Genomic DNA, 12,288 nt, shown 5'->3' with positions numbered 1-12,288 from the left:
CTATTCCTGAGGAAAATTGTTTAAAGACAAGTTCTGTAATTCCTGCTGTTCATTTTCAAAAATAAGATACACCATCAACTCTGGATGGGATTTCAAAAAGTCGGTGATCGCTTCAATTCCCATAGCTTTAAAAGCAGTGGCATAGGCATCTGCCGTCATGCAATCATCAGCAATTACAGACACACTCAGCAAATTGGTTTTACTGGGATAACCCGTTTTTGTGTCTATAATATGCGAATACTTACTGCCATTGGCATCGACTTTAAACTTGCGATAGGTACCAGAAGTCGCCATAGACTTGTCGGTTAAACTTATAATTTTAGAATAGGATTGGGTGCCATCAAAATTGGGATCGTCGATACCGATTTTCCATGGGTTTCCACTTGTGGTATTAATACCTTTGGTTCTAATTTCGCCACCAATATCAACGAGGTAGCTGCTTGAATTTTGAGAATTTAAAAATTCAGCAATCACATCTACGGCATAACCTTTCGCTATGGCGTTAAAGTCTAAATAAGTATCAGGATGCACTTTTTCTATAGCGTTTCCAAATCGTTTTATCTTATTGAACCCGACAGAAGACATAAGCGAGTCGATTTTTAAACTGTCTAGTTGTTCAACCGAACCTTCAGGACCAAAATCCCAAGCGTTTACAATAGTCCCGATAGTTGGATCGAAGGAGCCGTTGGTTTCGCGATGAATAATTTTAGAAGCTTCAAATACTTTAATAAAATGTTCATCTATTTCTACCTGCTCATTGTTATTAAATTTGGAGATATCAGAATCCTCAATATAGGTTGACATAGACTGATTAATCACCTGAAATAAACTATCAAATTGCTTTTGATAATTTGACGATGCCTCGTAAACAATATTGTAAGAGGTGCCAAAAACGGGTCCAGAAACCGAACGTTGTTCTAGCGTGTCAGCACACGAGCACAAACAAACATATAGCAGAATCAATGCAATAGCTTTAGTCATATAGGTAGCATAAAATTAATTTAAATTGTTTTCGATGACTTGAATGCCATTGTATTCTATAAGGTATTCTTCATTGAGATAGACTGGTAAATCCTCGCCCTTCGGATTCCCTAAACCAACACCTGCATATAATACTTTGGCATCTTTGCTACGGGCGTGTGCTTTGAATGTTTCCATCCAAACCACATCATAATTATTAGGGTTTTCAGGTAAAATCACCGCACGTACAATTACAAAAAAGTACTGACTACTTTTGTCTATACACACAAATTGTGGGTGCTTTTTAAGCTTGCTATTAATGGCGACAAATTCATAACCACGTCGCTCCAAGTCACGTCCTACGTGATTCATGGCAAGGTTGTGCAGTTCTTGTTTGGACAGTGGTTTCTGCATGTAGCAAAATTAATACATATTGTAAACTTTGGCATTTAACATTCCTAAAATATATGCAATCATAATGTTAAATATACCTTAAGCTTTCATACAAGATTCAGTATTAATTGATAGTTCCAAATATTTTTTCTAATTTAGAAATAAAAAAGCTATGCAAACTTCAACAAGGTTTAACCAAGCAGTCACAAAACTCTATCGGGCTTTTCACGACAACACGCTACATCCAGAATGTTGTAAGAGCTGTGCTGTAGGAAATATTCTAGATAATACAGACAGTTGGAAGCATCTTACAGAAACACACGGCTCCACTGAGTTGAGTTACGTAGGTAAAGTACATCAAAATTTTGGGAGAAAATTTAATGGTTACACCCCTTTAGAATTGTTAAAGATTGAACAAGCATTCTTAAGTGGATGTGGCTACAGTGGGCCATTAAACAGAAGCTGTAGGAAACCGAACGATCCAACAGACAAAGACCGTTTGTTTGATGGCTTAAGTGCTGTCATTGGTTTATTATGTCAATTAGATGGTGTTAAAAACGTGATGGATTGTAGCAAACTGTTTCAGTATAATGCCACTACGAATCAACGCAAGCATTTAGTAGAATTGTGACCTAAAAATGCCATTTATGTGAGCCATAAAGCTTGTTTTTTGAGGTTCAAACTTCATTAATTTTAAGCCTAAGGTTGATAGGTCTTTGATAGGCTTTTGGTTTAGCTTCAATAAATCTATGAACTATTTGGGATAAACAGCATGGAAGCATCTACAAAAACTTTTTGAATAATTACCGCAATAGGTTCTTAGTTTTGATTGGTTTTTGGGTTCCAAACACAATAGCATTACGCCTTGTTATTATCTAACCACTTTCAATTGGGTAATCAGTTTAAAAACCGAATTTGGACATTGATTGGGGATTGGACAAAAAAAACTGGCATAGCCAGTTTTTTTAGGGTAGAAGTAAGCATGTAAAATACTTAAATTTTAACTCTGAGATTCCTGCCTACGCAGGAATATGTTATCCTCCGAAGTCATCAAATCTGATATGCTCATCAGGGATACCGAAATCTTCACCCATTTTCTGAACTGCTTGGTTCATTAATGGTGGTCCACAGAAATACAATTCAATATCTTCTGGCGTCTCGTGATGGCTTAGGTAATTATCAATTACACAATTATGTATAAATCCGACAAAACCATCTCCAGGAGCGTCTATATTTTCTTTTACTTTCCAGTTATCTTCAGGTAATGGCTCTGACAATGCCATATAGAATTTAAAGTTTGGAAAGTCTCTTTCTAGGCTTTTAAAATGATCTATATAAAATAACTCACGTTTTGAACGACCACCATACCAATAAGAAACTTTTCTACCTGTTTCTAAGGTTTTAAACAAATGATACAAGTGAGATCGCATTGGTGCCATACCTGCACCACCACCAACATATAACATTTCAGACTCCGACTCGTTGATAAAAAATTCGCCGTAAGGCCCTGAAATCACCACTTTGTCACCAGGTTTTTGAGCGAAGATATAAGTGGAAGCAATGCCTGGATTGACATCCATCCAACCATTTTTAGCACGATCCCATGGCGGGGTAGCAATACGAACGTTCAACATAATTTCTCTACCTTCAGCAGGAAAAGAAGCCATAGAATAAGCCCGCTCAACAACTTCGGTGTTCTTCATCACTAAGGGCCAAAGGTTAAATTTATCCCATTCGGCTTGAAATTTATCCGGAGTTTCGTGTTCTTCAGGATGCGCTGTAATATCAATATCTTTGTAATTGATGGTACAAGGTGGTATTTCAATTTGAATATAACCACCCGCTTTGTAATTCATGTCTTCTGGAATTTCAACTACAAATTCCTTGATAAAGGAGGCTACATTGTAATTTCTAACAACAGTGCCTTCCCATTTCTTGATACCGAATACCTCTTCTGGTATGGTAATTTCCATGTCTTGTTTTACTTTAACCTGACAGGCTAAACGCGCACCGTGTTTAAGTTCTTTTCTTGTGAAATGGGGCGTTTCCGTTGGTAAGGCTTCACCTCCACCGGACAACACATGGCACTCGCACTGGATACAAGTACCGCCGCCACCACAAGCTGAAGGTAAAAATATTTTTTGATTCCCCAAAGTAGATAACAAAGTACTACCTGAAGATACTTCTATTTCTCGTTCACCGTTAATCGTTAATTTAACAGGTCCAGATGGGGATAATTTTTCTTTAACAACTAGTAATAACGCTACCAATAGCAATGTTACCAATAAAAACGCGGCAACAGTGGCTAAGATAGTTCCTAATGTATTTGCGACTAATATCATCATAATATTATTGAATTACTTGTGCTGTTTTATCAGCAATTTTTTCTTTTTCTTTTTCTATTTCAGTTTCAATACTTTCAACTTTTACGGCGCTATCCTTATTAGCAGCTGGTTCGTCTCCACCAGTTAGCATTCCACCGAAGCTCATAAAACCGATGGCCATTAAACCCGTGATGATAAAGGTAATTCCCAAACCTCTTAAAGGAGCTGGCACACTTGAATATCTGATTTTTTCTCTAATAGCAGCAATGGCTAAAATTGCTAAAAACCAACCTATTCCTGATGAAACACCATAGTTAAAAGCCAATCCCAAAGAAGCTATTTCTCTTGACTGCATAAACAATGATCCACCTAAAATTGCGCAGTTTACTGCAATAAGCGGTAAGAAAATACCGAGTGAATTATAAAGACCTGGAGAAAATTTCTCAACCACAATTTCCACTAATTGCACCATGGTTGCAATGGTTGCAATAAACATGATGAACGAAAGGAAACTTAAATCGTAACTTGCAAATTCAGGTCCTAACCAGGCCAATGCGCCTTCTTGAAGAATGTACTGATCTAATAACCAGTTAAGCGGAACGGTAATGGCTAATACAAAAATTACGGCTGCACCCAGTCCAATGGCAGTTGATACTTTTTTAGACACTGCGAGGTATGAACACATCCCTAAAAAGGTTGCAAATACCATATTGTCTATAAAGATTGATTTGAAAAATAATTCTACGTGTTCCATATTGTTAAAGTATCGAATTTTGAGCTTTTAGAGATGAACATCGTTTGTCCTTCAGCATGGAGCTCTTTACTTATGTTAATCTTCTATTAAGGCTTTATTTCTGCTACGTTGTACCCAAATAATTAATCCAACTACGATTAATGCCATTGGTGACAACAACATAAAACCGTTGTTTTCATAACCAATTGAATATAATCCTGTTTTCTCAATTGGATCACCTAATACTGGAACCCCTAATAAAGTTCCTGAGCCCAGCAGTTCTCTAAAGAATCCAACGATGATAAGTATCACACCATAACCTAAAGCATTTCCTATACCATCTAAAAACGATTTCCAAGGACCGTTACCTAAAGCAAATGCTTCAAAACGACCCATAATGATACAGTTGGTGATAATTAAACCAACAAAAACCGACAGGGTTTTACTCAGTTCATAGGCATAGGCCTTTAGAACCAAATCTACTATAATAACTAAAGTTGCAACAATAATCAGCTGTACGATGATTCTAATTTTTGATGGTATGATATTTCGCATTAGCGATACCACCACATTTCCAACGCCTAAAACGAAAATTACAGAAATTGCCATTACTATAGAGGCTTTTAACTCTGCCGTAATTGCCAAAGCCGAACAGATACCAAGCACCTGAATGGTAATTGGGTTATTGTCTGCTAATGGATCTAATATTAATTTAGAATCTTTTTTTGAAAGTAATCCCATTTGCTTATTGTTTTAAAGTATCGAAATAAGATTTGTACAAAGCCAAATCACTTTTTATCATTGCAGTAACACCATCACCAGTAATTGTGGCCCCAGCAATCGCATCTACCTTGTTATCTTCTTTACGGTCGTTTCGCGGATCGGCATTTCCTTTGGCCACTGTTACACCAACGAAGTTTCCGTTGTCATCCAATAAATGCTCACCAATGAAATCGTCCATGAAAAAACGCTCTTTAATATTAGCTCCCAAACCTGGTGTTTCAGCTTTATGATCGAAGTAGGCACCTTGAATTACCATATTCTTATCTAAGCCAATGTACGCCCATATATCATCCCATAAACCTTTCCCATAAATTGGAATGACGTATATGGTCTCGCCATCTTTTTCACCTATAAAAAGTGGGAGTTTTCTACTGTATGAAGCACTTTTAGCTTTCGATTTTTCCTTTTTTACATCAATTAAATACGCTTGATTATCTTCAATGACTTCACCATCCTGGATTACAACTTGGCGATTCACAAATTTTTCAAATTGAACAGGGGCTTCATTTGCATCTACAAAGTTAGCACTGGTCTCAGTGTTTTCATTCACACCAAGGGCATACAGGATATTTTGTTGCTTTTCTATTTCTCTATTTTTGGTAACCATTGGTTTGGTAAAAGAGAATAGTCCTGCCAATATAGTACCAACAATAGCCACCATAATAATGGCGAAAACGATGGTATAAATATTTTTATCAGTTGTTTTTTCCATAGTTATGCTACTTTAGCTTTTAAACGTTTCATACGTTGTTTAACATTTGCTTGAATCACATAGTGATCAATGGTAGGTGCAAACACATTCATTAATAAAATGGCAAGGAACACCCCTTCTGGGTAGGCTGGATTAAATACCCTAATCATAATTGATATAAAACCAATTAAGAAACCATAAATCCATTTGCCTTTATTTGTTTGAGACGCGGTCACGGGGTCGGTTGCCATGTAGACAGCACCAAATAAGATACTTCCGATAATTAAATGTTGCCAGAACGGGACGCTCATTAACCCGTAAAATTTACTTGTTTCTCCTATCCAACCAGCATCTACCACGGCATTGAATATAAGCCCCATTGCCAAAGCACCGATTACAGTACTCAGCATAATACGCCAGCTTCCAACTTTAGTGAAAATTAAAAACAAGGCTCCAGCAATGATTAGTAATTTTGAGGTTTCACCCACCGAACCTGGTATAATTCCTAAGAACATATCCCAATAATCGTAAGCAACCGAGCTGTTTTGTGCATAACTTCCTAAAATAGTTTCACCAGAAATAGCGTCTAAATTGGCACCTGAAGCAATTTGTGCATCGCGCTCAACGGCACCATGCACCCAAACTTTATCACCACTCATCCAGGTTGGATAGGCAAAAAACAAAAATGCTCTAATGGTTAAAGCCGGATTTAATATATTCATACCAGTGCCACCAAAAACTTCTTTTCCAATAACAACTCCAAAAGCTACTGCTACTGCAAGCATCCACAATGGTAAATCGATTGGTACAATTAAAGGCACCAACATTCCTGTCACCAGGTAACCTTCCTCAACTTCGTGACCTTTAATTACGGCGAATAAAAATTCGATTGCCAAACCAACACCATAAGATACCACTACCAAAGGCAATACCTTTATGATTCCTATGTATAAAGCATCCCATGATAAAAAATCAACTGGTGTTCCAAGGGCAGCAAAATGCTGATAACCTGCATTAAACATTCCAAATATCAAACATGGTATCAAGGCTATGATTACCGTGTTCATGGTGCGTTTAAGATCGTCGGCCGCTTTTATATGCGTACCATTGTGTGTTGTTTCGTTCGGTAAATATAAAAATGTGTGCAATGCATTAAATGCAGGCGCCATTTTTGTGCCTTTGTATTTTTCTTTTAATGTGTGTAATTTTTCTTTTAATGCCATCTTCTATTATGTTTCATTTCGTTACTGAATGAATAATTATCCAATTTCTTTCATCATCAAATCCAATCCTTCGCGTATTATTTTTTGGTGTGGTTGTTTCGATACACAAACAAATTCGGTAAGCGCAAAATCCTCTGGAGCCACTTCATACATGCCCAATACTTCCATTTCATCTAAATCATTATACATACAAGCTTTTAATATTTGCATTGGAAAAATATCTAATGGAAATACTTCTTCGTAAGTTCCTGTAGTAACAAAAGCGCGGTGCTCTCCGTTGGTATTGGTATTAAGGTCGAATTTTTTATTAGGAAACAACCAAGAGAAGGTCAAGGCACGAGAGGTTGAAATCTTATCAAAAACTGGTTTATTCCAACCAAAAAATTCATAATCGTCACCTTCTGGAATTACAGAAATGACATTGCTGTAATAATCTAAATTACCATCTGGTTTGATTTGCTTTCCTGAAAGTACATTACCTGATATAACACGATCATTACCGTCCTTTTTAACGCCTTTATCATAGATAATCGTAGCTACCTCAGCGGCTATTTTTGTTCTGAAATATCGCGGCTTTTCAACTGAAGAACCCACTAAGGCAACAATGCGTTCTGCATTAAATTTACCTGTAAGTAGTAATTCGCCGATGATAACTAGATCTTGAGCATTAACAGTCCAAACTACCTCCCCTTTATTTACGGGATCTATTTTATTGATGTGGGTGCCAACATTTCCTGCTGGATGTGGACCTGAAACCGTATGTAGTGTAATGTTTTTTAAACCTTTAAAAGGCGAATTAGGATTGCCATCAATTGAAACATGCACTTTACCTTCGGTCAATTTACTTAAGGCTGTAAGGGCTGCTTGTAACTGGGCTTCTTTACCGTTTAATACAAAATCCAAATCAGCGGCCAAAGGTGCCGTGTTGAATCCTGAAACAAAAATTGCTTTTGGCTGTTTTTCTGGATTCGCAATGATATCGTATGGTCTTTGCTTAATAAATGGCCAGCATCCAGATTCTAACAATCGATTTTTGATATCCGTTGCAGACGCTTTTGCTACATCAATCGCAGCATGTTCAAGAAAAGTTTGCGGCTTATCTGCCTGAATTTTTAAACTTAAAATACGTCTTTTTTCGCCGCGTTCTAAGTTTAGTAACGTTCCTGATACTGGTGAAACAATTTTTACATTTTCATTTGATTTGTCAAAATACAAAGGAGATCCTGCCTTAACAGTTTCACCTTCTTTTACTAACATTTTTGGAATTACCCCATGAAAATCCTCAGGTCTGATGGTGTAGAAGTTGCTAATAACAGCATTTTCAATAACTTTTTCAGCTTCTCCTTTGAGTTTGATATCGAGACCTTTTTTAATACGAATGTCGTTGGACATAGTTATATAGGTTGAAATTTATTTAAAAATCGATGCAAAAATACAAATTATTAAACCAGTAAAAACAATTTTTAAAATTATTTTAGAGACTTTAACAGCTTGGTTTTTGGCCTCATTTTTGTTTATATTTACCATTATTATAATGTAAAAATGATAAAAAAAATTAGCCAATTCTCGATTTTTGCGCTGTTTCCTTTTTTGGTTTTAGGCCAAGTTCAAGAAGTCAATCCACCAGATTACATAAAAACGATCACGTTTAAAAGCAGAAATACCGATCAAGGCGAGTTACCCATTTTAAGATATGGTGAAACATTTTACCTCGAATTTGATGCCTTACTCAATAACGAGCCTGATTTTTACTACGTAATTGAACATTACAATTACGACTGGACCAAATCTAATCTTGTAAAGTCTGAATACCTTAGAGGATTTGATAACTTTCGAATTGTGGATTACGAAAATTCTTTTAACACCTACGAAATTTATTCTCATTACCGATTGGTCTTACCCAATCAACAAACCAAAGCATTATTAGTTTCAGGCAACTATATCATTTCCATTTACAACGACTACCAGGAGCTCGAATTTTCCCGAAAATTTATGATTGTTGAAGATTTAGCCAATGTTGGTGTTTCCATAAAACGCTCGCGAGATGTTAGTCAAATCAACGAAAAGCAATCGGTTGATATTATTGTATCACCCTTATCGTTAAATTTCAACAATCCTAATGAGACTATAAAAACCCTGATTGTTCAAAACAATAACCTCAACACTGCCATTTACAACGTAAAACCACAATACACATTAGGAAATGAACTCATCTACCGCTACGTAACCGAAACAGCCTTTTGGGGCGGAAATGAGTACCTGTTTTTTGAAAACAAGGATGTGCGCGCCGCTAATATTGGCGTTCAATTCATTGATTTAAAAGATATTTACCACAATTATCTCTTCACCAATATTATACGTAAAGATTTGCCTTACACCTACAATCCAGACATCAATGGTCGATTTTTGGTCACGGTAATAGACAGAGAAGATCCTTCGGTAGAAGCAGATTATGTCAATATCCATTTTTCATTACAGCACCCCGAACTTAAGGATGGCAGTACCATTTACATTTACGGCAACTACAACAACTTTGCGACAGAAGAGACTAATATGATGTATTTCAATCCGCAAAAAGGTATATACGAGGCTGTATTAAAATTGAAACAAGGATTTTACAATTATAAATATGTGATTGTAGATAAAAATAACACGCTTCATGAAGGTGCCATTAGTGGCGATTTTTGGCAAACTGAAAATAATTATAAAGTTTTAGTGTATTACAGAGATTTAGGAGCGCGATACGATAGATTAATTGGATTTGGGGAAGGAAGCTCGATTAATATTTCAAATTAATTATACAAAGGTTTTGTATTATTAATAAATTCTGCTCCTATTAAATATATTATTACCTTTTTATGGCCTAAAAAATCGATGAACAACAAAAGGTGTTAAAAATTGCATTAAAAGCACACCCAAACATCTTTGAATGGATAAAAATTGTTAATTTAGCAACAACATCTACATACTATAATGATACAACAAGTAACGAGTGGTATTAAAATAATGGTGGAAACCACCTTTGAAGGAACTTTTTATAAAAACTATAAAGTTCATTTTGCCTATGGTTATAAAATAACTATTGAAAACCAAGGTAAGGATGCCGTTCAACTCAATTCACGTTACTGGAAAATTTACGATGCCTTAAACAATACCGAAATTGTAGAGGGCGAAGGTGTTGTTGGAAAGAAACCAGTTTTAAAACCTGGTGAATTTCACACCTATAATTCAGGTTGCTTGTTAACCAGTCCGTTTGGCGCTATGCAAGGACATTACAATATGGTAAATCTCAATAACACCAATAAGTTTAAGGTTTTCATTCCATCTTTCAAGTTGTGCGCACCGTTCGCCTTAAACTAAAAAAAATTTAGTTACCCAACTCCTTATTAATTTCAAATTTCAATGTAATAATTGACAGTGCATTTCATTTCTAAAATAGATGAGATTAATTAAAAATTGTACCTTTACAAATCAAACAAATAATAACTTATAAACTTTAAAAAAACCATGGGAAAAGGATTTTTCAATGTACCAATAGCCGTAAATGAACCTATTAAATCGTACGCTCCGGGAACGGAAGAACGCGAAGCAGTTTTAAAGGCCTACAACGACATGTACAATTCTAAAATTGAGGTTCCGCTATACATCAATGGGAAATATATTAGTACTGAAAACACCCAAACTATGTCGCCTCCCCACGACCACCAACATGTGGTTGGCACCTACCATTTAGCCAATAAACAGCATATAGACGAGGCCATATCAACGGCCTTAGAAGCGAGAAAAAGTTGGTCTTTGATGCCTTGGGAACAACGCGCAGCCATATTTTTAAAGGCAGCCGAATTGGTAGCTGGTCCTTACCGAGCCAAAATAAATGCCGCAACCATGATTGCACAATCCAAAACCATTCACCAAGCTGAAATAGATGCTGCGTGTGAGTTGGTCGATTTCTTGCGATTCAATGTGCAATACATGACCGATATCTATTTAGAACAACCAGAAAGCACAAGCGATACTTGGAATAGAGTAGAATATAGACCACTTGAAGGTTTTACCTATGCCGTAACACCCTTTAACTTTACGGCCATAGCTGGCAACTTGCCATCGTGTATGGCCTTAATGGGAAATGTAGTTGTTTGGAAGCCCAGTGACAGCCAAGTGTATTCGGCGAAAGTTATTATGGATGTTTTTGAAGAAGCAGGCGTACCGCCAGGTGTCATCAATGTTGTATTTGGTGACCCAGTTATGATTACCAATACTGTTCTGGCTAGTCCAGATTTTTCTGGATTGCATTTTACTGGTTCTACATTCATTTTTAAAGAACTATGGAAGCAAATTGGCAACAATATTCACCATTATAAAACCTATCCGCGTATAGTTGGAGAAACTGGTGGTAAAGATTTCATTGTTGCACACCACAGTGCCAAACCAAAACAGGTTGCTACCGCTATTGTGAGAGGTGCTTTCGAGTTTCAGGGACAAAAGTGCAGCGCGGCCTCTCGAGCTTATATTGCAAAAAGTATTTGGTCTGATGTTAAAAAATATGTAATTGAAGATCTCAAATCTTTCAAAATGGGTTCGCCAGAAGACATGCGCAATTTCATCACAGCTGTCATTCATGAAGGCTCCTTCAACAAACTAGCGAAATATATCGATGCTGCCAAAGCAGACAAAAATGTTGAAATCATTGCTGGAGGCCATTACGATAAAAGCAAAGGATACTTTATTGAACCAACGGTGATATTAACAAGCGATGCAAAATATGTGACCATGTGTGAAGAATTATTCGGACCCGTGATTACTATATACATTTATGAAGATAATGATTACGAAAACACACTCAAACTAGTCGATAATACAAGTGCCTATGCCTTAACTGGTGCAATTTTGGCAACCGACAGATATGCCATTACTCAGGCTACGGAAGCACTTCAAAATGCCGCTGGTAATTTCTATGTCAATGATAAACCAACAGGTGCAGTTGTTGGTCAACAACCATTTGGTGGCGCGAGAGCTTCGGGCACAAACGACAAAGCAGGAAGTGCACAAAATTTACTGCGCTGGGTGTCGCCAAGACTCATAAAAGAGACTTTTGTTACGCCAATAGACTATAGATATCCATTTTTAGGATAAATATTCCGGTTCTTAAAATTAAAAAAATCCTTCTGATACAAATTTGAA

General features: G+C 36.6%; 12 protein-coding genes. 4 read left to right on the top strand and 8 right to left on the bottom strand.

Annotated features, from left to right (window positions below; genetic code table 11):
• Both V7Z48_RS05740 and V7Z48_RS05735 read right to left on the bottom strand, forming a co-directional pair.
• Positions 1–981: an FAD:protein FMN transferase gene (locus V7Z48_RS05740; protein WP_334112444.1), complete on the bottom strand. Its 981-nt coding sequence runs from the start codon at positions 979–981 to the stop codon at positions 1–3.
• A 15-nt stretch (positions 982–996) separates the two neighbouring features.
• On the bottom strand, positions 997–1,374 hold the full coding sequence (locus tag V7Z48_RS05735; protein ID WP_334112443.1) for a Na(+)-translocating NADH-quinone reductase subunit F: 378 nt from the start codon (positions 1,372–1,374) through the stop codon (positions 997–999).
• A 151-nt stretch (positions 1,375–1,525) separates the two neighbouring features.
• Between V7Z48_RS05735 and V7Z48_RS05730 the strand changes: the two genes are divergently transcribed.
• Positions 1,526–1,984 carry a Na(+)-translocating NADH-quinone reductase subunit F gene (locus V7Z48_RS05730; protein WP_334112442.1) on the top strand — a complete coding sequence of 153 codons (459 nt, stop codon included), beginning with the start codon at positions 1,526–1,528 and terminating at the stop codon, positions 1,982–1,984.
• Positions 1,985–2,387: 403 nt separating this feature from the next.
• Here the strand turns inward: V7Z48_RS05730 and nqrF are convergent, their stop codons facing one another.
• The 6 genes from nqrF to V7Z48_RS05700 form a co-directional block, all read right to left on the bottom strand.
• Entirely contained in the window at positions 2,388–3,695 is a 1,308-nt protein-coding gene (gene nqrF, locus V7Z48_RS05725) for an NADH:ubiquinone reductase (Na(+)-transporting) subunit F (RefSeq protein ID WP_334112479.1), read from the bottom strand.
• 7 nt (positions 3,696–3,702) lie between these two features.
• Positions 3,703–4,431 (bottom strand): NADH:ubiquinone reductase (Na(+)-transporting) subunit E, encoded by a 729-nt coding sequence (gene nqrE, locus V7Z48_RS05720; RefSeq protein ID WP_334112441.1) that lies wholly within the window; start codon positions 4,429–4,431, stop codon positions 3,703–3,705.
• A gap of 75 nt (positions 4,432–4,506) precedes the next feature.
• A complete protein-coding gene (locus tag V7Z48_RS05715; RefSeq protein ID WP_334112440.1) occupies positions 4,507–5,151 on the bottom strand; it encodes an NADH:ubiquinone reductase (Na(+)-transporting) subunit D in 645 nt (214 codons plus the stop codon).
• A 4-nt stretch (positions 5,152–5,155) separates the two neighbouring features.
• The gene (locus tag V7Z48_RS05710; RefSeq protein WP_334112439.1) at positions 5,156–5,905 is read right to left on the bottom strand and encodes a Na(+)-translocating NADH-quinone reductase subunit C; all 750 of its coding nucleotides are present in this window, start codon (positions 5,903–5,905) and stop codon (positions 5,156–5,158) included.
• Between the two features lie 2 nt (positions 5,906–5,907).
• Complete coding sequence (locus tag V7Z48_RS05705) at positions 5,908–7,107, bottom strand: NADH:ubiquinone reductase (Na(+)-transporting) subunit B (protein ID WP_334112438.1); 1,200 nt, start codon at positions 7,105–7,107, stop codon at positions 5,908–5,910.
• A 36-nt stretch (positions 7,108–7,143) separates the two neighbouring features.
• On the bottom strand, positions 7,144–8,499 hold the full coding sequence (locus V7Z48_RS05700) for a Na(+)-translocating NADH-quinone reductase subunit A (RefSeq protein WP_334112437.1): 1,356 nt from the start codon (positions 8,497–8,499) through the stop codon (positions 7,144–7,146).
• Positions 8,500–8,649: 150 nt separating this feature from the next.
• On the opposite strand from V7Z48_RS05700, the gene V7Z48_RS05695 reads away from it, so the two are divergent.
• The 3 genes from V7Z48_RS05695 to pruA all read left to right on the top strand — a co-directional run bounded on the left by V7Z48_RS05695 (position 8,650) and on the right by pruA (position 12,240).
• Positions 8,650–9,903 carry a type IX secretion system plug protein gene (locus V7Z48_RS05695; protein WP_334112436.1) on the top strand — a complete coding sequence of 418 codons (1,254 nt, stop codon included), beginning with the start codon at positions 8,650–8,652 and terminating at the stop codon, positions 9,901–9,903.
• 177 nt (positions 9,904–10,080) lie between these two features.
• Positions 10,081–10,467, top strand: a complete 387-nt coding sequence (gene apaG / locus V7Z48_RS05690) for a Co2+/Mg2+ efflux protein ApaG (RefSeq protein ID WP_334112435.1) — start codon at positions 10,081–10,083, stop codon at positions 10,465–10,467.
• A gap of 147 nt (positions 10,468–10,614) precedes the next feature.
• Positions 10,615–12,240: an L-glutamate gamma-semialdehyde dehydrogenase gene (gene pruA / locus V7Z48_RS05685; RefSeq protein WP_334112434.1), complete on the top strand. Its 1,626-nt coding sequence runs from the start codon at positions 10,615–10,617 to the stop codon at positions 12,238–12,240.
• Positions 12,241–12,288 lie beyond the last annotated feature (48 nt).

The organism is Paucihalobacter sp., assembly GCF_036825875.1.
Taxonomy (GTDB): domain Bacteria; phylum Bacteroidota; class Bacteroidia; order Flavobacteriales; family Flavobacteriaceae; genus Paucihalobacter.
The sequence above is the reverse complement of the archived record's forward strand: the minus strand, read 5'-3'. Positions and strand labels throughout refer to the sequence as shown.